We start from the raw sequence: 21528 nt of genomic DNA on the forward strand, positions 1-21528 counted from the left end.
CGGAGAAAGCGAAACTTAACGGAATGGGAGCTCTTATGGAACTTACGGACAGCGAATGGGCCGAGCGGCTGAAGCAACGCGATTCCGAATCGTTGGCCCTGTTGATCGAGACATACGCCGGCGGCGTCTATCGGCTGATCGAGCGAATCGCATCCCCGAAGGCGACACGGGAGGACGTCGAGGAATGTGTCAGCGACGTGTTCATGGCGGCATGGAACCGTATCGAACAGTACGATCCCGGTAAAGGAACGCTGCGGGTTTGGCTTCATATGCTGGCCAAATACAAGGCGCTTGATTGCCGCCGCAGGCTGGATGCGGCCCGCAGCATCACGGACGGTCCGCTGGATGCCGAACGGACGGCGGAAGGGAGCGGCGGTACGGAAAGCCGCATACTGGCTCGCGAGACGGCGGCGGAGGTCGTACGAATCGCCGAGTCGTTGGAGCCGCTGAACCGTACCGTGTTCGTCAAACGATACGTGTATTACGAGCCGGTCGATCGGATCGCCCGCGCCACCGGACTCACCCCCAAAGCGGTCGAGCACCGGCTGGCGCGCATTCGCGAAACGTTCCGCCGGTTGATGGCGGATTCGAGAGAGGAGAACGGCTTATGAAATTCGCAAGCGAAGAAGAGCGCCGGCTGTTCCGGCTCGTCGAGTCGGCCGGCCTTGACGTGCAGGAGGCGGCACGGCTTGCCGGAACGGTCACGCCTTCGGAGGCCAAGGAGGATGACGTTTCGCCGGACGAGGAGACAATCGCGCGCATCCGGGCGAGGACGTTTGCCAAGCTCGGACTGCCGGATACGGCGGCGACCCATTCGGCTTCTCCCGGTTCGCCGGGCCGGGGCGCGCCGATCCAGCCGGCGGCAGACCGGCCGCGCAGACCGGGCCGCAGGAGAGCCGTGCCGGCGGCGGCGCTGGTCGTCTGCCTGCTGTCCGGCTGGCTGGCGGCCTCACCCGAAGGCAGGGCGCAGGTGAGCAAGCTGCTGCAATTCGTCCCTGGCTTCGGGACCGTGCAATCCGACGAACGGAACACCGTGCTGTTCGTCCTCCCTTCCCCCGTCTTCGACGGCGAAGGAAGCCGAAGCGTCGAGATTCGCGGCATTTCGATTGGCGACCGGCTTTCGTCGATCGCCTTGACCGGCACCGGAGGGGCTCCCGTCCGTAGCCTGGAGCTCGTCAACGAAGCCGGAACGCGATATTCGTTCCAAGCGAGCACGACCGTTACTTCGGAACAATGGACGGCGGGCTATTATCGGTACGGGCCGATCGAGGTGACCGAGCGGATGTCCGTCTCGTTCGACGGGGCTGCGACGGGTATTCCCGTTACACTGACACCGACGACGGAGGCCGGACGAATCGAGGAGCTTGGCGATACGAGAGAGAAGAACGGCGTCGTTTTGACCGCCGTAACCACTGCTAGAGGGGCGAAAACGAATGTAACGCTCGTGCCGCAGCTCCCGGCGTCGTCGAGAATCGAGGCGTACGGCTTCGGAGCTCACGACGGATTGCGGCCGCCGCGCTTGACGGATGATACGGGCAAAGAGGTGCCGATCAAGAGGGATGAGACGTTTCCGAATGCCAACGAGTTTTGGTTCAGCCCCCCCTCCCCTTCGCCCAAATCGATAGGCTACACACTCGCCATACCCGAAATTTCCGTCGTCCGGCGGGCGGAAAAGCCGATAAAAGTAACGGTCCCTATCCCGCAGACCGGCGCCCTTGCCGTCAACGAACGCATCGACCTGCTCGGGTTTCCCGTCGATGTGCTGCGGGCGGAGCGGCTGGCCGATGCTCCGGAATCGGTCCGGATCGACCTCGATCCGCTCTATGATGAAACGGCGCCGGAATCGCTGCGGCTGTTTTTTCCCGATTTTTCCGTCGAAGGACGCGGCGGCGGCTCGAGCGCCAAAGTGGACGACACCAGCCGGGCGATCCGGCATATGACGCTGGAAGCGCCCGCAGGGGCGAAGACCGTTACCTTTTATGTGTCGGAGGTGCATACGGTCGTCCGCGGCCCTTGGGAATTCCGGCTGACGCCCTAGTTCCCGGCCGGCCGGCTCACCCCCGCGCCCGGAACGCGAGCAGCGCGGCCAGCAGCAGCACCCCGCCCGCCGCGACGGCCCAGTCCCGGCGGCGCATCCGCAGCGCGACGCCGGACGTCCGGCGTCCGCCGGCCCGGCCGTAGCCGCGCGCCTCGATGGCGGCCGCCAAGTCGGACGCGATCGCGAGCAGCGAGAGCAGCAGCGGCACGGCCATCGCCGGCAAGTCGCGCAGCCGGATCGCGCCGGAGCGCCGCACCCGCTTGCCGCGCGAGCGGGCGATCCGGTTGAACCGGGCGGCTTCCCGGCGCAGCACCGGGATGAACCGGAGCAGCAGCGAGCCGGTCAGCGACACGGCGTCGACCGGGAAGCGGAGGCGGCGAAGCGGCGAGAGCGCCCGCTCGAGGCCGCTCTTCATGGCGAACGGCGTCGTCGCGGCCGACAGCGCGACGCCGCCGACCATGACGCACGCCACCTTCAGCAGCTCGAGCAGCGTGACGGACGCGGGCCCCGGCGAGAAACCGATCGGGCCGAGCCGATACTCCCCTGCCCCGGCGCCGAAGCCGATGCCGGATACGAGCGTGGAAACGGCGGCGAAGGCGAGATACGGGCGCAGCACCGGGACCGTGCTTCGCCAGCGGACGCCGGCCGCCATCAGGACGGCGGCCGTCACGGCGGCTCCGATCCAGAAGCCGGTCCAGTCGCGCTGTGCGATGATGCCGAGCGAGACGCAGACGTAAAACAGCCACTTGGCCCGCGGGTCCAGCGCCTCGGCCCAGCCGGCCGCCGAGCTGGCGGCGGCGCCCGCGTCGGCCGCGGCGGACGCCGGCCCCGGCGTCTCGCGGCCTTCGGACGTGCCGGCCGGTCCGGCCCGCGTCGCCTGCGCCGGGTCCGCCGCCGCTTCCGCGGCCGCGCCGGGCGCGGGCCCGCACGCTCCGGCGCGCATGCCGCGGGCGAGCAGCGCCGCTGCCTGCCCCGCGGTCATAAACGCCGCCGGGACCGGCAGCCCCGCCCCGCGCATCGCCTCGGCGAGCCGCACCGACGTCGGCCGGCTAAGGCCCGCCCGCTCCCATAGGCCGGGGGCGGCCGCCAGCTCGTCCGCGGACGCGCTCGCGACCAGCTTGCCGCCGGCGAGCATGAGGATGCGGTCGGCCGCCGGCAGCAGCGCGTCGAGGTCGTGCGTCGCGACGACGACGCCTCCGCGCGCCGACCGCTTGCGGGCGAGCAGCGCCTCGATCAGCTCGGCGGACGCCGCCGGGTCCAGGCCGGCCGTCGGCTCGTCCAGCAGCAGCCATTCCGGCTCCGTCGACAGCGTCGTCGCCAAGGCGAGCCGCCGCTTCTGGCCTCCGCTCAGACGGAACGGCGAGCCGTCCAGCAGCGGCCGCGGCAGCCCCGCCCGGTCCATCGCCTCCGCCGTCCGCCGCTCCGCTTCGGAGCGCGGCAGCTTCAAGTAGCGGAGCGAATAGCGGAATTCGCCCCGCACCGTCCCGGCGAACAGCTGCTTCTCCGGCGATTGGAACACTTGCCCGATCCGTCCGATCGCGTCGAGATTCGGCACCGATCCCCACCCCGAGCGGACGGGGCGACCGTCCGCGACGATCGCCCCCTCGTAAGCGGCAAGCCCCGCAAGCGCGTCGAGAAACGTCGATTTTCCCGAGCCGTTCCGGCCGACTACGAGCGTCAGCTCTCCTTCTCCGATCCGGCACGAGACGTCGTCCAGCACCGGCCTCCCGTCCGTTCCGGCGATGCGAAGCCCCTCCACGATTATCGGCATAGTCCGGCCACCGCCTCCAGCAGCTGATCGTCCGTCACCGGCCGAACGGTCAGCCGCACGCCGTGATCCCGCAGCCGATGCGCCGTCTCGACCGCATACGGCAGCCGCAAGCCGAGCGCGACGCATGGAACGCCGCCGTCGTTCGCACCGTGCGCGTCGTCACCCTTCCCCGCTTCCCCGTAAAAAAACGTCTCCGGCGTCCCCTCGAACGCGACGCGGCCGTCCTGCAGCGCGACGATCCGATCGGCGAGGCCGACTTCGTCCATCGCCTGGGTCGACCAGACGACCGCCAACCCCCGGTCGCGCAAAGCCCGGACCGTATCGACGACGGACGCTTTCGAGACCGGGTCCAGCATCGACGTCGGCTCGTCCAGCAGCAGCACCCGCGCTTCCGCCGCCAGCGCCCCGGCTATGCCGAGCAGCTGCTTCTGCCCGCCGGACAGCCGCTCCACCGGCGTCGACGCCGGCACGTCCAGTCCGACGGAGCGCAGCGCCAGCCGGACCCGTTCCGGCATCTCCTCGGTCGGGACGCCCAACTGCTCGAGCCCGAAGGCGATTTCTTCGTAGACCGTCTCGCCTATCAATTGAGCGTCGGGGTTTTGGAACACGATCCGGACGGCGCCGTCCGCCTCCGGGTGCGTCGCCGCCTTCCCTTCCGCGACGGGAAGCAGGCCGGCGAGCACGCGCAGCAGCGTGCTCTTACCGCTGCCGTTGACGCCGACGACCGCGACGAATTCGCCGGCGCCGACGCGAAAATCGATCCCTTGGAGGACCACGTCCTCCCCTCCGCCGGGAGGCGCCGCGGCTATTCGTTCCAGCGCGATCCATGTCCGCACGCGTACCGCTCCTTTCCGTTTCCCGTTATTGACACGCTGGTCCCCATCCTGTAACTTCGATAATGGTATCATAACTCGTCCCTTCCGCGCACGAAAGTGAGGAATCCGCAATGAAACCGGCGAACAGCCGCCTGACCGTTCAAGGCATCGTCCTTAGCGCCTTATTCGGCGCGCTTATGATGGTATTCAGCTATATTAAAATCCATATCGGCATATCCCCGGTCCCGATCACGCTGGAAAATATGGCCGTTCTGCTGGCCGGCGTCCTGCTCGGTCCGCTGTACGGATTTTTCAGCACGTTCACCGTCGTCTTCCTGCTCGCGCTCGGACTGCCCGTCCTGAGCGGCACGAGCGTCGGCCTGGCGCGCCTCCTCGGTCCGACCGGCGGCTTCCTCTGGATGTTCCCGATCTGCGCCCTGCTCGTCGGTTGGGTGACACGCCGCATCCGGGGAACAGGTTGGCCCGCCTACGTCGCGATGTTCGCCGCGATCGAAATATTCGGCGTCCTTCTCGCTTACGCGGGAGGCGTCCCGTGGCTGCAGCACAAGCTGCACGTTTCGTTCGGCAAAGCGCTTTTGATGGGGTTCGTCCCTTATATCGGAGGGGACACGATCAAGGCGCTGCTCGTCACCTTCATCGCCATGCAGGTCCGCCGCGCGTTCGGCACGATCGTGAAGTAAGCGCGCCCTCTTCTCGGCGGCCGGAACCGTTCCGGCTGCTTTTTTCGTCCCCCGGGAAAAGAAATCCAAAAAGGGGCTTGCAAAAACTAATAACATTAGTTATTATAAAGCTAACGATATTAGTTAATCGATGAAAGAGGTGCCCGACTATGAATATGACGAAACACGGAACGGTTTATCAATTGACATTTATGCCCCGGCTTTTCCCGGTCAACTGCTATTTGGTCGAAGAGGAGGACGGCTTGACGCTGATCGACGCCGCCCTTCCCTACAGCGTGAAAGCGATTCTGCGCGCCGCCGGCGAGATCGGCAAGCCGATCTCGCGCATCGTCCTGACGCACGCTCACGACGATCACGTCGGTGCGCTCGACGCGCTCAAGGAAGCGCTGCCCGGCGTGCCGGTCTACCTGTCCCGGCGCGACGCCCGTCTCTTGGACGGCGATTTGTCGCTCGATCCGGGCGAGCCGGATACGCCGATTCGCGGCGGCGTGCCGAAGAAGGTAAAGACGCGGCCGGACGTGCTGCTCGCCGACGGCGACCGGATCGGCTCGCTGCTCGCAATCGCGGCGCCGGGTCATACGCCGGGCTCGATGGCGTTCCTCGATACGCGGAATCGCGCTCTCCTCGCCGGCGACGCCATGCAGACGAGAGGCGGCATCGCGGTATCCGGGCAAGTGAAGCCGCTCTTCCCGTTCCCCGCCATGGCGACGTGGAGCAAGGCGGCGGCGCTCGAAAGCGTGCGTGCGCTGAAGCGGCATAACCCGTCGCTGCTCGCCGTCGGACACGGCCGCATGATCGTCGAGCCGCTCGCGGCCATCGATCGCGCCATCGCCGAAGCCGAGCGCGGCCTGGGCGTACCGGCGGGCACGGGAAGGGGGATGTGAGATGCCGAGAATCGGACTCGACTTGACCACGCTGCTGCAAACCGCGGCCGAGCTCGCCGACGAGCAGGGCATCGACGAGGTGACGCTCGCCTCGCTTGCCAAAAAGCTGAACATCCGTACCCCGTCGCTGTACAACCATATCGACGGCTTGCCGGGACTTCGCCATAAGCTGACCGTCTACGGGCTCGAGCAGCTGTACGACAAGCTGACGCTTGCCGCGGTCGGCCGGTCCGGCGACGAGGCGGTCCGGGCGTTCGCAGAGGCGTACTTGGCGTTCGCCCGCTCCCGGCCCGGCCTGTACGAGCTAACGCTGCGGGCTCCCGGGCCCGAGGCCGAGGAAGTGGGACGAATCGGCGGCAGGATCATCGACTTGATCGTGCGCATATTGGCCCACTACGAACTTTCCGACGACGCGGCGCTGCATGCGGTGCGCGGGCTTCGCAGCATCCTTCACGGCTTTGCGTCGCTCGAGCAGAAAGGCGGGTTCGGACTGCCGCTTGATCTCGACGTCACCTTTCGGCTGCTGCTGGACGCCTTTATTGCGGGCTTGTCCACGATCCGCGACCGGTCCCCAGGCTTGAGCGGGGAGCGTGCCGAGCCATGACCGCCGTATCCGTCGTCGTACTCGCCGTCCGGTTCCTGCTCGAGCTGGCCGCTTTAGCCGCCCTGGGTTACTGGGGCTTCCATCTGGACAAGCCGCTGCTCGCGCGAATCGCGCTCGGTCTCGGCACCCCGCTCGCCGCCGCGGTGCTGTGGGGGACGTTCATTGCCCCCAAAGCCGCGCTCCCCGTCCCTCTCGCCGTGCGCCTGCCGCTCGAGCTGGCCGTGTTCGGCGCGGCGGCCGCGGCGCTGTACGCGTCGGGACATCCGCGGCTCGCCGTCGCGTTTTTGGCGGCCGCCGTCGTCGACTCGGCGTTGAACGTCGCGCTGAAGCTGTGAGAGGACGACGAGGCGGGGCGCACACGAAATAACCCGTCAGCCCTCGTCCAAGGTTTGACGGGTTTTATGGATTCCGGGCGAAAGGCGGGTTTCAGGAATGCTTCCGCCGGTACTGCATCCACTGGTAGCGGATGAAGCAGCCGACGCAAAACCCCATGATGGCGACGAGCGCCGCGAGCGCAACCATCGCCGAGAAGACGTACGCCATCGTCCGCCACTCGAACGCATAGCCGAGAAGCGCCAGCAGCAGGAAGCCGACCGCGAGCAGCTGATTGAACCGCTGGCTCGCCTTGTCCTCCGGCACGTAGCCGGACGGCGGCTTGCGCAGGAACAGCTTCGCCAGCCTCATGACGGGATTGAAGTCGAAGAAGAACCCCATCGCTCCCGCCAGCAGCGGTACCGCCAAAATCCAATAGACACCGGTCGTCCAGGTCCATACGACGGCGAGCACGATCACCCATTGGTTCGCCCTGACGAGCGGTCTCGGTATGGATGCATTCCAATCGGCCACATTATTCCCTCTTTTCCAATGGGATTTCACCCATTATACAACAACCGCGGCGCGTTGGACAGACTCCGGCTCCCGAATGAGCCGCCTACTTCCCCGCTTCACCTGTACTTCTCTTCCGGCAAATACCGAAGACACCGCTTCACGTCCGGCCATTCCGTGTCCAGGATGCTGTAGAACACGTTGTCGTGCACGGAGCCGTCCGGCTTGATCCGGTGACGGTCGAACGCGCCTCCTTGACGGCGCCGATCCGCTCGACCGCCCGCTGCGGCCGGACGTGCGGCCGCTGACGGACAACTGGACGCGGATCGTGCCGAGCTTCCCGAAACAATGGCCGGGCAGCAAAAATTTGCATTCGGTATTCGTCCTCGTCCCCCAATACCGGGCGAAAGCCGCGTCCGGCCGATTTCGGCGTTCCGGTTCGCCGGATCGCTTCTCATGCGGCCGTCACCCTTCCGCTCAACCCCGCTTGAGCAAATCTTCGCGCAGCGGCGTGAAGGCGTCGAGCAGCACGCTCGGCTCGAGCGCTTTCGTCCCGTGCTTCGCTCCCCCGGGGATGACGATCGTATCGCCCGCCCGAAGCACCGTCGTCTTCCCGTCGACCGTAAATTCGAGCGCGCCCTTCAAGCAATACGACATTTGCTCGTGCGGATGGCTGTGGACGTATCCTTCCGCCCCTTCCTCGAAATGCACTTCCATCATCATGATCGACTGACCCGGCTCGAAAATTTTGCGCTTGACCCCGGGCTCGGCCGGCTCCCACTCTCCGATCGGACACATCCGAAACGCCTCCTCGCTCTGCCTGCAAGATTTAGCCTTTCCCTCCCATCGTATCACAAAATCGTCCCTCGCTCGACCGTCCTTCGTCCTTCCGGCTCGGCGTTACAAATCCTTCCGGCCGAACGCCCGGCAGCCCAGCAGGAGCAAAACCGCCGCATACCCCATCGTATACAGCAGGAACACATTCGAAGGAACGCTCGGCATGGAGAAAGGCCCCATGTCGGCGACCGCCAGCCCGGCCCAATCCGCTCCCCCCAGCGCCTCGTAGAGGCTTCTCCGGTAGACGGAATCCGTGGGCAGGAGCAGCCCGACCAAGAGGACGAATTTTTCCAAAGCGGGGTGTGTCCCTTCATAGACCGACACCCCTTCGACCAGCCCGCAAAAGAGGGCGAACCCGTACAGCAGGGCGGCGCAGATCCCGTTCCCCAGCATCGGCAAATAAACCGAACCGAGCATGGTGAGCGAGAGAAGCAGAAGCGGCATCCAGACAAACAGCGCAAGACCTCGAAGCAGGTCCTCCGCCAGCAAGGGAAGTCCGGCCAAGCTGTGGACGGTCCAGACGACCGAAACGAACAGGACGGCGCTGTATACGGCGATCCAGACGGCTTGCCCCGTCCATTTGGCCAGATACAGCCGCCAGCGCGGGATGGGGCGGGCGGCGACGGCCAGCAGCAGGCCGTTCTCCTGTTCGCCCGTAACGATTCCCATGGCGGAGAAGAGCACGAAGAAGGCCGCCAGAAATTGCGCGAAAAAAAGCCCCAGCACCGTCAGCACCATACCGTTCATCATCCGTTCGGCGGGGGAATCCTGGTTCTGCCCTTCCATGCCCGCCAGCTCCCGGACTCCGAAGGCGAACAGGATCAGAAAGACGAAGGTCAGAATGATCGTGACCAGAAACACCCGCTTGCGGGTCAGCTCCTTGAAGACGGCGGAGATGTACATGGTCATTGCGGGACACCTCCTTGACGGGACCCGGCCATCCGGAGGAACCAAGCCTCCAGGCTGTTCGGCTCGGGGCCGGATTCGTAGAGCGTCAGGCCGCTCCGGATGAACAGGGAGCACAAGTAGCCGGCTTGCTCCCGGTCCGTGACGCGGGCGGTCAGGAGAGCGTTCCCTTGATCGTCGGCCTCGACCAGACGCAGCATGGAGGAGAGGGAGCCGCCGACGGCGTCGTTCAGCTCCGCCCACGTCGCCGGGAGCCAGCCGCCGAGACGGAAGCGCCAATTAGCGCCGCCGCCGCCGAGCAGCTCCTGCAGCGGACCCGACGCCAGCAGCTCGCCGCCATCCAGGAAGGCGGCTTCATCGCACAGCTCCTCCACGTCCTCCAATAGATGCGTATTGAGGAAAACGGTCACGCCTTTGCCCCTAAGCCGCTTGAGCAGGCTGCGGATTTCGTATCGGCCGACGGGGTCCAGCGCCGAGGCGGGCTCGTCCAGAATGACCAGCTCCGGATCGAGGAGCAGGGCGACCGCCAGGCCGAGCCGCTGCTGCATCCCTTTGGAGAAGCCGCCGACCCGGCGGTCCGCCGCTTCGGACAGGCCGACCAGCTCCAGCGTGTCCCTGATCCGGCCGCGGAAGGCGGGCGACCGCGTTTCCCGCGGACGCAGCCCCCCCAGCCGGCCGTGGAAACAGAGCACCTCCGTCGGGGTCAGCCAATCCTGAAAGCGGAACAGCTCGGGCAAATACCCGAGCTTGCGCCGCGCCTCCGCCCGCCCGAGCGGCTGCCCCAGTACGGTGGCCCGCCCGGAGTCGGGGCGGTGAAGGCCGGCCAGCATTTTGACGAAGGTGCTTTTGCCGGCGCCGTTGGGCCCGAGCAGGCCGAAGATGCGGCCCTCCGGCACCTGCAGGGTGACGCCGCGGCAGCCGCCGCGGCCGTTGTACGTTTTGGTCAACTGCTCCGTCTCAATCATCGTCATGGCCGGACAAGCTCCTCCGCCGCCCGCCGGAAGGCGGATTCCGCAGGGAAATCCTTCGTCTCGCCGCTCAGCAATCCCATCCGGTTCCCGTCGAGCCAGAGCAGATAGCGATGTTTGCCGTTCACGGTCATGACCGCATCATGCCCGCCCAGCCGGAGGCTGGCGGTGACGCCGTCACGGGCCGGAACCGGCAGCGTGCTCCGCCAATCGCCGATGGCGGCCAATTTGGTCCGCAGGCTGTCCGGCAGCACGGGCAGCCCCAGTACCGCCTCCCGGACGGTTGCCGCATCGATGCCGTCCTCCATCGTTAGCTCCGGCTTGCCGAATTGGAGCAGCCGCACCGGCTTGCCCGATAAGGCGCCCTCCGTGGCGACGCCGTCCGGGATGTGCAGCCGGATGACTTTGCCGTCCGCTTCGGCGGGCAAAGTGGTGACGCTGCCCAAACGGGTGAGCAGCCGGTTGACCGCCTTCACGTTCAGGTTGAAGGTCAGCGTAGTAGCCGGCTGATAGGCGGGGGTGGCGGCATTCTCCAGCCGGAGCAGGGGAGCGCCCATCCGTTTCTCCGCCTCGTCCCATGTAACGGTACGGGTCTCCCCGCCGCCGGACTGGGTCAAGGTGCCGTATTGGGCCAGGCTGAAGCTCCGGTCTCCCTCCGGCGAGCCGCGGTCCAGAAGACCGGAGATGGTCGCCATATCGTCCGCCGTTATCCCGACTCCGACGATGTGCTGGATGCGGAACGTTTGCATCATGGCGGCCAGCGCCCGGTCCCCCAAGGGGGTGGCGAACAGGCCGATGGCCAAGACGGCGGCGGCGACTCCGGCGGCCAGTCTCCGCAGCCTGCGCTTGGCCGGCCTCTCCGTTCGCCAGCCGCCGTCCGCCCCGATCGCTCCCGCCGCTCGTTCCCCCGTCGCACCGACAACCGGGGCGCCTTGCACCTCCCGCAATCCCGTCCGCTTCATCTCAACCGCACCATCCTTCTCGTCGTGATCTTGAATCTCTTCCGACCGCGTCTCGATCCGCGCTTCCCTCGAACGCGGCCTTTCCTCCGCTTGTCTCCAAAACGCCGGAGCCGGCTCCCCGGCCGCCGTCCTCTCGAACCGTTCCCACGCCCGGTCCGTATCAAAAACCGGCTCCCCGCCGGTCCGCTTCGCTTCGTCCGTCATCGCGCCGCTCCTCCTCCTGCCCGTATTTCTTCTTCAGCCGCTCCTCCGCCCGGGCCAGCAGCGTGCCGACAATCTTCGGATTGACGTCCAGCCGGAGGGCGATTTCCTCGTAGCTGTACCCTTCCTCCCGAAGCAAAAGTGCGGTCCGATCCCGGTCCGAAAGCTTCTGCAGCACCCGGCGGACCACGTCTTTTTCCCATTCTCGTATGACCTCCGTCTCTCCCGAAGGGGCGGCGCCTTCCGACCAAGCCGCCACGCGGGCGGTTTCCTTTTCCAGCAAAGCCTTGCCCGACGACCGCTGCCTCAAATAATCGTAGCCTACCCGGATCAACACCCGGTGCAGCCAAGCGCCGACAGCCTCCAATCGGTCAGGAGGGCTTCGGTAAAGCCGCAGGAATACTTCCTGGGCCAAATCCTCCGCCGCCGCATAATCGCCGATCAACGCATAGAGCTTCCGCGCCACCTCGGGGTAATGCTCCCGGAACAAGCGCTGGAACAGCTCGGGTACTTGCGCGCCTTCCTCCATCCCGCCGCCGTCCCCCCTTTCGCTTATAAGACGGATGTCGGATCGATTTTATAGCACGTTGTTATCGCCGTAAAGCGGCGAAACGAAAAAAAGGCCGCTCCGGCAACGGCCGAAAGCGTCCTTTCCTCTCCCTCGTCTTCCCTCGATTATGCCGAAAACACCCCAAAGTCCCGCAGCGCCTGCTTCAGCCGGTTCACTTCCTCTTCCAGCGCGGTCAGCGTGGCGCCGGTCGTGTCCTGCACGGCGCCGAGATCGCCCAGGCGGCCGAACGGCTTCCATTCGGGACTCGCGAACCCGACCGCGCTCGGCGTGGAAACGTCGGCGGTCAGCGCCGCGTTGATCCGCACCTCGTTGCCGGAGATCCGGACGATTCGGCGCACTTGATTGCCGGCGGCGATCCGGATCCACTGGCCGACCCGAAGCGCCGACGCGTCGTTCACGGTCAATACCGTTTTGCCGACGGCGCCGGTCGCCTTCGCCTGGACGCCCGTCAGCGTCCCGGCCGTACCGGACGCGGTCACCCGGTAGCCGGCCGGCGTCTTCCCGTCCGCCGCGCCCTCGCCCGTCACCCAGACGACATCGCCTTGATTGTACGTTCCCGACACGGGCGGATAGACCGGGGAAAATTTCACGTAATTCCGGACAGGATCCGTCTCGACCGTCGGGCTGAGCAGCAGCCACAGTCCGCCCTGCTTCGCGCGGATCAAATTGTCGCGGACCGCAACGTCGGCGAACGTGCCGTCCGAATCGCTAACGCGAATGGAATGGACGCCCTTGGCCGAATCGTACGTATCCGAGATCAGGTTGCCGGAGATGAGCGCCCCGGTCACCGCCGAACGGAGAATGATCGCTCCGCGGTACGACTCGACCGGCGTCGGGTAGTGGCCCGCGTTGACGATGACGTTGCCCGTAATCTGCACATCGGTCACCGTTCCGAGATTTTTCAGGCTGCCGACGAAGATGCCGGTCATCGGCGCGTTCTTGATGACGTTGTTGCTGATGACGACGTTGGACAAGCTCGAATCGTGGGTGAAGTTGATGCCGCAAGCGAAGCTGAGCGGATCGGACGTCCGCAGGCTGAGCTCCTCCTGGAAGACGATCGTATTGTTGCTGATCGTCATGTTCTCGAAGAACGTCTTCTCGGTCGTCCACGAGGCGCTGGAGATGCCGACCGTCAAATTGCGCCTGTGCGCCGTATTCGTCAGACTGATCGTATTGCCGGTGACCGTCACGTTTTTCACCGGATGAGCGCCCCACGGCCCGATCTGGATCCCTTGGTTGGCGTTGCTGATCGTATTGCCGGTAACCGTCATGTCGCAGCGGTCGTCGGCGGCGTTGCCGGCTTGCAAATTGACGCCGGTGTAATAGCCGTCCATGACGTTGTTCGAGACGACGCTTTGGCCCATATGCGTCTCGATCGCTCCCCGCGCCTTCTGCCCCGGTCCGGCATAAAACGTGCAATTCGTCACGATATGGTTCCGTCCGTTCAAATAAACCGCCGAGTTGTCGTACGTCCCGTTGCCGCGGGCCATCACGAAGTTGAAGCAGCAGTCCGTAATTTGCGCGAGCTTCCCGGTATCGCTGTTCAGCGACACCGTATTGACCCCGCACGTCGGATCGAACTGCACATTGTCGATGCAGACGTTCTCGTACCGGTACGAGATGATGCAGAATTGGTAGAAATACACCGTATCTTTCCGGGCGAGGTCGATGTAGCACGTCGTATTGTTTTGCGGATTTTGGTCGAACCGCAGCTTGCTGATGCGCACGTTTTTGAGCGGCGCGGAGCTGCTGCCGTAGAAGATCGTGAAGTAATCGCCGGCGTTGTCCTTCACCTTGATGACCGAGCTGACGCCTTCCCCGAGCAGGTTGACGTTGCTGCGAAGCGTAATCCATTTATTCAGATACGGGGAGACGATATACGTCCCGCTCGGGAAGAAGACGGTCCCCCCACCCGCCGCCGATGCGGCGTTGATCGCCTGTTGGATCGCCTGCATGTCGTCGGTCGTGCCGTCTCCCTTCGCTCCGAACCATTTGACGCTGAAATGGCCAGAATCGACGATCCGCTTGAACCGGGCGCCGGCGGCCGAGACGAGCACGGTCCCGGTATTGTCCGGCGTAGACGCGTCGGCCGGATCGTACCGGAAAAACCCTTCCTGGCCCGGATCGGCGACGTAATAGAGGTAGTCCGCGTTCGGGTCCGTCTCCGCCCGGAGCCCGGCGACGGTCGAGGCGATGCAGAAATCGAGCTCCATCCAATCCTTCGGCTTCGGCTTCTTCCCGGTTCCGTATACCGCTTCGATGACGGAAGCCGCTCCGCCGCCGTCGGCCGCTCCGATCGTGGAGCCGACGAGCACCGCGGCGCCGGCCATGCCGATCGAGGCGAGCAGCTTTCTTCGGCTGAGCTTGCCTTCGGGCGGAGCCGGCGTTTCCTCCTCGCGATGTCCCGGCGGGGTCGTTCGTTCGTCCATTCGAATCCCTCCTTATTTTTTCGCCTTGTATTCGGCGATCGTTTTCGCCGCTTCTTCCTCCGCCTTGCGGAACGCGGAGTTGATATCCATCTTCTGCTTGATCACTTGGTCGGCATATTTCGCGTAAATCGCCACGATCGAAGCGTCGTAGGGCGCCTTCGCCGGAATCGGCGCGAATCGGTTATGGAAGACGGCTTTGAAGTTTTTGTCCTTGAACGGCGATTCCTGGCCGAGCGCCTTTTGCACCGTCTCGTTTTTCGCGACGGGCATGATCCCCTTCTTCGCCAGCTCCATCTGGAATTCATCGGAGATCATGTAGTTCAGCACGTTCATCGCTTCGTCCGGATGCCGGCTCAGCTTCGTGATGCCGAAATAGAACGGATACGACTGCGACCCTACGCCCGGGTTATCCTTGAAGACGGGCAGCGACACCATATCCCAATTCAGCTTCTGCAGGTCGTCGGGCAGCACGTACACGAGGCTGGACAAATAGGCGTACATGGCGACGTTCTGGTCTTTCAGAAACGCATTCAGGTCGGGCACCTTGTTCGTCTTGTCCAGCTGCTCTTTATAGCCGGCGTCCGTGAACGGGTCGAGGAAGACGGTCTGGAAAAACGGCTTCCACTTCCCGTTCGCATTGATCGTCGGCGCCTGCTTCTCCAGATCGACGTTCGGGATCGAGTAGGCGTTCATCCGGAGCAGATGGTTGGCCGACGTCGTGAAGCCGTAATACTGCGTTCCGCCTTCGTTGCGGGTCAGCTTCTTCGACAGCTCGAGCACCTCGTCCCACGTCATGCCGTCCTTCGGGTAGGAGACGCCGAATTTATCGAACAGCGTCTTGTTGTAATACAGCACCATGTTGTTCGTATGCACCGGAATGCCGGTCAATTTGCCGCCGGACGACTGCCGGATGCCGTCGATGACCGTCGGCTCCAGCTTGCTCAGATCGACGTTATGCTTTTTGACGAGCGGGTCCATGTCGATTTCGAGTCCGTTGTCGAACATCATGGACTCGTAGTTGCCGGTCGAAATGAAGAAGATGTCGAACTTCGTGCCGGCGGCAATCAGCTCGGGCAGCGAATTGCCCTTCGTGCTCTGGATATATTTGATCGTATAGTTCGGGAACTTTTTGCGGATCGAATTGCCGAACCGGTAGTCGAAGCTTTCCGCCGGGTCCCCGTTCGAGGAATAGAACACGATTTCGACCGGCTCGTCCGATGTACCGGTCGTGCCGCCCGCTTCCGTTCCTTGCCCCCCGCCGTCGTCCTTCTTGCCGCAGCCCGCCAAAACCGTCATCAACGCCCATACTACGATCAACCAAACCGCTATCGTCTTTTTCATCCGTGCATCTCCCCGTTGATGGAATTGTTCATTTTTCGTATACAACCGACATCGTGCCGATCCGGTGGAGCCCCCAGGAATAGAAACCGCGTCGCCATCCACCTCCCGTCCGTTCCGAACCAGCCTCTTGGAAATCGCTTTCATCAAAAATGATAACGGGAAAGCCGCCCGAAATCTTTGTTCAATTTTTCATTTTTTTTGTCTTTTCGTTTATCCATTTGTTCGCGGGGTTGGTCGAATTGTTCGAAAGGATTTGGGTGTCGCGCGTGGAAGTAAGTAACATCTGCACGGCCGTAACCGCCGCGATGGAAGGAGTGGAGGAGGAATGGAATTTCCGCGATACCCGACCCGGCGGGAGATCGTCATCCGCAAGCTCGTGACGTGCTCCTATTACGAATTGGCGAAAAATTACGCGTTCGGCGGGGAGCACCACGATTTTTGGGAGCTTCTGTACGTGGACAAAGGAGAGCTGCGGGTCCAAACCGACCGCGGCGACTTCGAGCTTCGGCAGGGCGATCTGCTTGCGTTCGAGCCCGGCCAATTCCACGCCGCCGCCTGCAACGGCTCGGTCGCGGCGAACGTCTTCATCGTCTCGTTCGAATGCCGCTCGCCCGGCATGAACCATTTCCGGCGCAACCGCCGGTTCCGGCTGAGCGACGACGAGCGGGGGCTGCTCGCTTCGTTGATGGAGGAAGGCGACCGTGCCTTCGTACCGAACACCGTCCGCCACCCGGGCCCCTTGCTCGCGCGGAAGCCGAACGCCCCTTACGGCAGCGAGCAGCTGTTCGTCACGTTTCTCGAGACGCTTCTCATCGTCCTGATCCGGAGCGCGGCCTCCCCCGAAAACCGGCCGCCGCTTCCTTTCGCTTCGGCGGAGAAGCAGGAGGCCGGCCTGACCGAACGCATCATCGACTATATGGAATCTCACTTGAGCGACGAGCTTTCGGTGGAGCGCATTTGCAGCGCGTTTTCGATCGGGAAGACGCGGCTCAGCCTGCTGATCAAAAAAACGACGGGCTGCGGCGTCATGGAATACGCGAACCGGCTCAAGATCGAGAAGGCGAAGGAGCATATCCGCGAGGACAACTACAATTTCACGGAAATCGCCGGGCTTCTGGGCTACAGCAGCGTCCATTACTTCTCCAAGCAGTTCAAGAAAATGACCGGCTCGTCGCCCTCCGAGTACGCCAACATCTTGAAGGCCCGCCTGCACAAGCGCCTGTAAAAAAGACAACCCCCTCCTGCCGCCGGCGCTGCTATACGCCTTCGGCAAGAGAGGATTGTCGCCGGTCCGGCTTGTCCGTCGCCGCCCGGGGCTACGGCTGAACCGTGATGTCGATCCGCTCGATTTTCACTTCTTCTTTCGGCTGGCTCGTTTCGCCGTAGGCGTTCGGCGCGACCGGCGTCGCGGCGATCGCCTTGACGACGTCCATCCCTTCGACGACCTTGCCGAAAATCGTATAATCCGGGTTGTTGTTCAACAGCTCGCTCTCCGCCCCCGTGCAGATGAAAAATTGACTGCCGTTCGTATTCGGTCCGGCGTTCGCCATCGCGACGACGCCCGGCTCGTACTTGTGGCCGTTGTTCAGCTCGTCGGCGAACGAATAGCCCGGATCTCCGGCTCCCGTGCCCGTCGGGTCGCCCGTCTGGATCATGAACGATTCGATGATCCGATGGAACGGAACGTCCTCGTAGTAGCCGTCGCCCGCCAGGAAGACGAAATTGTTGACCGCCTTCGGCGCGTCCTTCGCGAACAGCTCGATGACGAAGCTGCCCTTCGTCGTCGTCACGTTCGCCCGGTACGTCTTCGCCTGATCGATCGTCATCGCGGGATCGGCCGCGTATTGATGGCCGACCTTGATCGTTCCGGTATCGTCGTCGTACTGCACCCGTTTGCCGAGCGCCTCGCCGACGAAGCGAAGCGGTACGTACGTCGTGCCGTTGTAGATAAACCCGTCCTGCTCCGGCTTCTTCTCCACCCCGTCGAACAAATAACGCAGCTCCTTGAAATACACCTCGATCGACGTCCCCGTCCCCGACGCCTGTACGAACGAGACGGACAGCAGAACCCCGATGATCAACCCCATGGCCATGCCTTGCAGCTTGCTCTTCATGGCAACCACCTTTCCCAACGCGTAATCGTCCGAACCCCGAACGTTCGGCGGACCTTCCACTCGTATTCGGCGTCGGTTTCGCGAATCCCTCTTTTGGCGCGGACACGAAAAAACCGGAGCCCTACGGGTCCGGTCGTTTCGGTTGCAGCGGCTTACAAGTCGATGACGCCCGCCTTGAGGGCGCCTTGCTCGCCGGCGTGGAATACCGCCAGCTCGTCGTCGGCCGTTTCCACGACGACAAACGGGCAGCAATCGTACAGGATCAGCCCTCTGAGCTTGCCCTTGGTTCGGATCGACTCATGGTAGCCTTTCTGCAGATCGTCGAAGTCGTTCGCGGTGTAGACGACGACTTCGTCTCCTTCCTGCTCGGCGTAATGGTGCGACGTCTTGCTGACGATCTTCGTCTGGGCCGTATCGAAGATGCGTCCGCTGTCGTACGCCTCGGACTGCGGGTCCGGCTTCTCCGCTTCCTCCGCGTTCAGCTTCGGCCATTGATCGGTGAATACCATAAGCCCGGACTTCGGATGGCGGACGACGATGAACGGTACTTGCTCGGGGCCGAACGGCAGCACGAACAAATCTTTCAGCGAGCCGTATTGATCGCCGCCCTTCGTATGGAAGATCGGCTCCTGGTCGTTGAATACGTACACCCATTTGCCGACCTGCAAGGACGTGAAAGGACCTTCCGTTTCGAGCCGGATTTGGCTCGGCTTGGGCGGCTCCGGCTGCGGCGCCGCTTCCTCCTCGGCAGCGCCGACGACGCTCGGAAAGGCGAGCAGGGCGGCCATCGCGGCCGATGCTATCCATGTCGATTTCTTCTTCATTCGGTTCCATCTCCTTTGTGTATACGGATGATCGCATGCATCCGATTCCCTCATCCATCATCCACATTTTCGAGAACCGGCAAAAGGTTCCGTCGACTTATTGCGGCCGTGACGCGGTCATTTTCGCGGCCGTGACCGGTCAGTGGCCGGTTCGTCCCGACCCGTCCGGCGGGCGGCCGCTTGCTTGGAGAACGATACGTTTCCGGCCGCGATGCCGCCCAAAATGAGAACAACCCCGATCCATTGCGAATAGCTTACCGGCTCGGCTAAAAGGAAGGAAGACATCGATACGGCTACCGGAAGCTCGGACGCCGCCAAGATCGTGCCGAGCCCCGGTCCGATATTGGGCATGCCGATCGAAAATAACAACGGCGGGAGAACGACTCCAAAAAAACCGAGCAGCAACCCGTATGGCGCAACCCCCATGAACACGGACATATCCAGAAGGAACGTCGGCGGAAGCAGCACAAATACAACGAGGAGGCCGCCGGTGGAGAGCAGGGCGCTTTTTCGAACGGGAGAAATATCTTTTCCGACGGAGCCGCTAAGATAAATGAACGATGTAAAGGTCAAGGCCGAGAGCAGCGCCCAAGCCATTCCCGTCCAGGACAGCGCGATTCCGCCTTTGGCCGCCAGATTGGCGGCCAGCACGGAGCCGATCAGCAGGACGGCGATCGAGATCGTCTTCCCCGCGGTCGGTTTTTTCTTATACAGAATCCACTCCAAGAAGGTCCCGATCCAAACGAACTGAAATAAAAAAATGATGGCGAGCGAAGCGTTCAACGTTTGCAGCGACTGGTAATAAAATACGCCGGTCAGGCCGAACGGAATCCCGGACCCGAGCAGCTGCAGGATCCGCTTGAGCGGCAGCTTTTGTTTTGGGGTGAACATCACCAATAACCAGGAAAGCAAAGCCCCGAATAAATACTGGCCGCCCGACACCGCCGAAACGGAAAAGCCCGCGGAGTAAGCCAGTTTCACAAAGGTCGATAACACGCCGTAACAGCACCCGCCCATAAAGACAATACACGCGTAATGCCAAGTTTTCATCGTCTTCCTCCTCTGTAACGTAAAAAGCCACACGATTGTCGAAAAACAATCGTGTGGCGAAAATAGAGTTTCCTCTACAAAAGTCCACGTCCTGAATGCAGCAGGTTTTAGTATGCAAATTCCTATGTAGTATAAAAGCAACCCTGCGAATTGTCAATATTGGCGGTTCCGTGCTGTCGTGCGGCGGCCGGCGGCCGTTTTCCATTGAAGCAACTGGCAGGAAAGTGAAGGAACAAAATGGAATAGGTTGTTATTGTCTTGAACCTAGGGGGTTGTTTTTTGAATATAAGACAGATTCATCCGGAAGACTGCAAGGCAATTATAGAAGCAGCTTCCGATTGGTGGGGGCGCCCTTATTCAAGCGATATGTTTTCCAAGTGGTATATCGAACATTTTCAGGATACATGCCTCTTAGCGGAAGAAGACGGGAAGATCATAGGCTTTGTCATGGGGTTCTTGTCGCAATCCAAACCAAATGAGGCTTATATCCGAATCGTAATGGTCGCCCCTTCCCGGCGCGGGAAAGGCGTTGGACAAGCGCTTTACAAGGAGTTTTTCAAACGCGTCGGTGCAGCGGGAAGAAGTATAGTCCGTTGTGTCACTGCTCCTGCCAATAAAAATTCAATCGAGTTTCATACCCGAATGGGATTTATCGTGGAACCCCAGGAGCAGGAGCTGGACGGCGTGCCCGTATGTCTTGACTACGATGGCCGCGGCGGGAATAGGGTTCTTTTTAAGAAAGGTATCGTTTCGAGTACGTACGAGGGCTCCCTCTGATGATGAAATAGGTTATGTTACACCCGGTTCTTATACATCTGATGGAAAAAATAGGCCACGATCATCATTCCCAAGCACCTCGCAAGCGCATGGAACGTCCCGGTATGACGCTGGGGCGATAAGCGGGTCTAACGCGCACACGGCCGGGTTATGATAAAATGGAGAAAAAAGGAGGGATTTTACATATGGAGATCCGCTATCATGGCCATTCCTGCGTCCAGCTGACGGTCGAGGGACGCTCGCTCGTCATCGATCCGTTTTTGCGGGGCAACGAGCTCGCCGTAACGAAGCCGGAGGACATTGAGGTCGAATACGTCCTTCTCACCCACGCGCATACCGACCATATTCTCGACGCCGAGCCGGTCGCCCGGAGCAACGGCGCGACCATCGTGGCGATTCACGAGCTGGCCGCTTACATGTCTTGGAAAGGACTGCCGACGATCGGCATGAACCTCGGCGGAACGGTGGACCTCGGCTTCGCGCAGGCGAAAATGATCCAGGCGTTCCACAGCTCCGGCGTCGTGCTCGACGACGAGCAGAAGATCGTATACGCCGGCATGCCGGCCGGCTTCCTGATCCGCGCCGGCGGGAAAACGATTCTGCATGCCGGCGACACGGCGCTGTTCGGCGATATGAAAATGATCGGCGACCGGCACGAGATCGATCTCGCGTTCCTCCCGATCGGCGATCATTATACGATGGGGCCGGACGACGCCGTGCAGGCGGCGGAATGGTTCCGCGCGAAGCTTGTCGTCCCCGTCCATTACAACTCGTTCCCGCCCATCCGCCAAGACGCGGAAGCGTTCGTGCGGAAGCTCGAGGAACGGGGTTTGCGGGGCCGCGTGCTGGCGCCCGGCGAACGGATGATGTTGGACTGACATCCGACGGCCCTATAAAAAAGCTATCCTCC

General features: G+C 62.8%; 22 protein-coding genes. 9 read left to right on the forward strand and 13 right to left on the reverse strand.

All coding sequences use genetic code 11. The features are described 5' to 3' along the window. The first annotated feature begins 35 nt into the window (after positions 1–35). Both DLM86_RS28975 and DLM86_RS28980 read left to right on the forward strand, forming a co-directional pair. Positions 36–611, forward strand: coding sequence for a sigma-70 family RNA polymerase sigma factor (locus tag DLM86_RS28975; protein WP_158289712.1), 576 nt, complete (start codon positions 36–38; stop codon positions 609–611). After that, positions 608–2038, forward strand: a complete 1431-nt coding sequence (locus DLM86_RS28980) for a hypothetical protein (protein ID WP_110843551.1) — start codon at positions 608–610, stop codon at positions 2036–2038. Before DLM86_RS28975 ends, DLM86_RS28980 begins: the two co-directional genes overlap by 4 nt. A gap of 16 nt (positions 2039–2054) precedes the next feature. On the opposite strand, the gene DLM86_RS28985 is transcribed toward DLM86_RS28980, so the two are convergent. Further along, positions 2055–3809 (reverse strand): ATP-binding cassette domain-containing protein, encoded by a 1755-nt coding sequence (locus DLM86_RS28985; protein WP_158289713.1) that lies wholly within the window; start codon positions 3807–3809, stop codon positions 2055–2057. Beyond that, positions 3800–4645, reverse strand: coding sequence for an ATP-binding cassette domain-containing protein (locus DLM86_RS28990; protein WP_158289714.1), 846 nt, complete (start codon positions 4643–4645; stop codon positions 3800–3802). Before DLM86_RS28990 ends, DLM86_RS28985 begins: the two co-directional genes overlap by 10 nt. A gap of 110 nt (positions 4646–4755) precedes the next feature. Here DLM86_RS28990 and DLM86_RS28995 point away from each other — a divergent pair, with 110 nt between their 5' ends. From DLM86_RS28995 to DLM86_RS29010, 4 genes are all read left to right on the forward strand, one after another. Next, entirely contained in the window at positions 4756–5325 is a 570-nt protein-coding gene (locus DLM86_RS28995; protein WP_110843554.1) for a biotin transporter BioY, read from the forward strand. 149 nt (positions 5326–5474) lie between these two features. Then, complete coding sequence (locus DLM86_RS29000; protein WP_110843555.1) at positions 5475–6209, forward strand: MBL fold metallo-hydrolase; 735 nt, start codon at positions 5475–5477, stop codon at positions 6207–6209. 1 nt (position 6210) lies between these two features. Next, positions 6211–6813, forward strand: a complete 603-nt coding sequence (locus DLM86_RS29005; protein ID WP_110843556.1) for a TetR/AcrR family transcriptional regulator — start codon at positions 6211–6213, stop codon at positions 6811–6813. Continuing rightward, positions 6810–7148, forward strand: a complete 339-nt coding sequence (locus DLM86_RS29010) for a YrdB family protein (RefSeq protein WP_110843557.1) — start codon at positions 6810–6812, stop codon at positions 7146–7148. The genes DLM86_RS29005 and DLM86_RS29010 overlap by 4 nt, the downstream gene beginning before the upstream one ends. Before the next feature lie 91 nt (positions 7149–7239). On the opposite strand, the gene DLM86_RS29015 is transcribed toward DLM86_RS29010, so the two are convergent. The 8 genes from DLM86_RS29015 to DLM86_RS29055 form a co-directional block, all read right to left on the reverse strand. Further along, positions 7240–7659, reverse strand: coding sequence for a DUF4395 domain-containing protein (locus tag DLM86_RS29015; protein ID WP_110843558.1), 420 nt, complete (start codon positions 7657–7659; stop codon positions 7240–7242). 456 nt (positions 7660–8115) lie between these two features. Then, positions 8116–8436: a cupin domain-containing protein gene (locus DLM86_RS29025; protein WP_110843560.1), complete on the reverse strand. Its 321-nt coding sequence runs from the start codon at positions 8434–8436 to the stop codon at positions 8116–8118. A 102-nt stretch (positions 8437–8538) separates the two neighbouring features. Next, the gene (locus DLM86_RS29030; RefSeq protein WP_110843561.1) at positions 8539–9384 is read right to left on the reverse strand and encodes an ABC transporter permease subunit; all 846 of its coding nucleotides are present in this window, start codon (positions 9382–9384) and stop codon (positions 8539–8541) included. Continuing rightward, on the reverse strand, positions 9381–10352 hold the full coding sequence (locus tag DLM86_RS29035) for an ABC transporter ATP-binding protein (RefSeq protein ID WP_110843562.1): 972 nt from the start codon (positions 10350–10352) through the stop codon (positions 9381–9383). The genes DLM86_RS29030 and DLM86_RS29035 overlap by 4 nt, the downstream gene beginning before the upstream one ends. Then, positions 10349–11515 carry a hypothetical protein gene (locus DLM86_RS29040; protein WP_110843563.1) on the reverse strand — a complete coding sequence of 389 codons (1167 nt, stop codon included), beginning with the start codon at positions 11513–11515 and terminating at the stop codon, positions 10349–10351. The genes DLM86_RS29035 and DLM86_RS29040 overlap by 4 nt, the downstream gene beginning before the upstream one ends. Next, positions 11472–12041 (reverse strand): sigma-70 family RNA polymerase sigma factor, encoded by a 570-nt coding sequence (locus tag DLM86_RS29045; RefSeq protein WP_110843564.1) that lies wholly within the window; start codon positions 12039–12041, stop codon positions 11472–11474. Before DLM86_RS29045 ends, DLM86_RS29040 begins: the two co-directional genes overlap by 44 nt. Positions 12042–12187: 146 nt before the next feature. Continuing rightward, positions 12188–14512 carry a glycosyl hydrolase family 28-related protein gene (locus DLM86_RS29050; RefSeq protein ID WP_110843565.1) on the reverse strand — a complete coding sequence of 775 codons (2325 nt, stop codon included), beginning with the start codon at positions 14510–14512 and terminating at the stop codon, positions 12188–12190. A gap of 12 nt (positions 14513–14524) precedes the next feature. After that, complete coding sequence (locus DLM86_RS29055; RefSeq protein ID WP_158289715.1) at positions 14525–15853, reverse strand: ABC transporter substrate-binding protein; 1329 nt, start codon at positions 15851–15853, stop codon at positions 14525–14527. A gap of 325 nt (positions 15854–16178) precedes the next feature. Here DLM86_RS29055 and DLM86_RS29060 point away from each other — a divergent pair, with 325 nt between their 5' ends. After that, positions 16179–17078 (forward strand): helix-turn-helix domain-containing protein, encoded by a 900-nt coding sequence (locus DLM86_RS29060; protein WP_110843567.1) that lies wholly within the window; start codon positions 16179–16181, stop codon positions 17076–17078. A gap of 91 nt (positions 17079–17169) precedes the next feature. Here DLM86_RS29060 and DLM86_RS29065 read toward each other — a convergent pair whose 3' ends face one another. The 3 genes from DLM86_RS29065 to DLM86_RS29075 all read right to left on the reverse strand — a co-directional run bounded on the left by DLM86_RS29065 (position 17170) and on the right by DLM86_RS29075 (position 19841). After that, positions 17170–17967 carry a peptidylprolyl isomerase gene (locus tag DLM86_RS29065; RefSeq protein ID WP_170143738.1) on the reverse strand — a complete coding sequence of 266 codons (798 nt, stop codon included), beginning with the start codon at positions 17965–17967 and terminating at the stop codon, positions 17170–17172. Between the two features lie 152 nt (positions 17968–18119). Continuing rightward, positions 18120–18791, reverse strand: a complete 672-nt coding sequence (locus DLM86_RS29070; RefSeq protein ID WP_110843568.1) for a hypothetical protein — start codon at positions 18789–18791, stop codon at positions 18120–18122. Positions 18792–18908: 117 nt separating this feature from the next. Beyond that, positions 18909–19841 carry a DMT family transporter gene (locus tag DLM86_RS29075; protein ID WP_110843569.1) on the reverse strand — a complete coding sequence of 311 codons (933 nt, stop codon included), beginning with the start codon at positions 19839–19841 and terminating at the stop codon, positions 18909–18911. Positions 19842–20120: 279 nt separating this feature from the next. On the opposite strand from DLM86_RS29075, the gene DLM86_RS29080 reads away from it, so the two are divergent. Continuing rightward, positions 20121–20618, forward strand: coding sequence for a GNAT family N-acetyltransferase (locus tag DLM86_RS29080; RefSeq protein ID WP_110843604.1), 498 nt, complete (start codon positions 20121–20123; stop codon positions 20616–20618). Positions 20619–20803: 185 nt separating this feature from the next. Beyond that, complete coding sequence (locus DLM86_RS29085) at positions 20804–21496, forward strand: metal-dependent hydrolase (RefSeq protein ID WP_110843570.1); 693 nt, start codon at positions 20804–20806, stop codon at positions 21494–21496. The last annotated feature ends 32 nt before the right edge of the window (positions 21497–21528 follow it).

The sequence above is a fragment of the Paenibacillus flagellatus genome, from assembly GCF_003217775.1.
GTDB classification, from domain to species: domain Bacteria; phylum Bacillota; class Bacilli; order Paenibacillales; family NBRC-103111; genus Paenibacillus_AB; species Paenibacillus_AB flagellatus.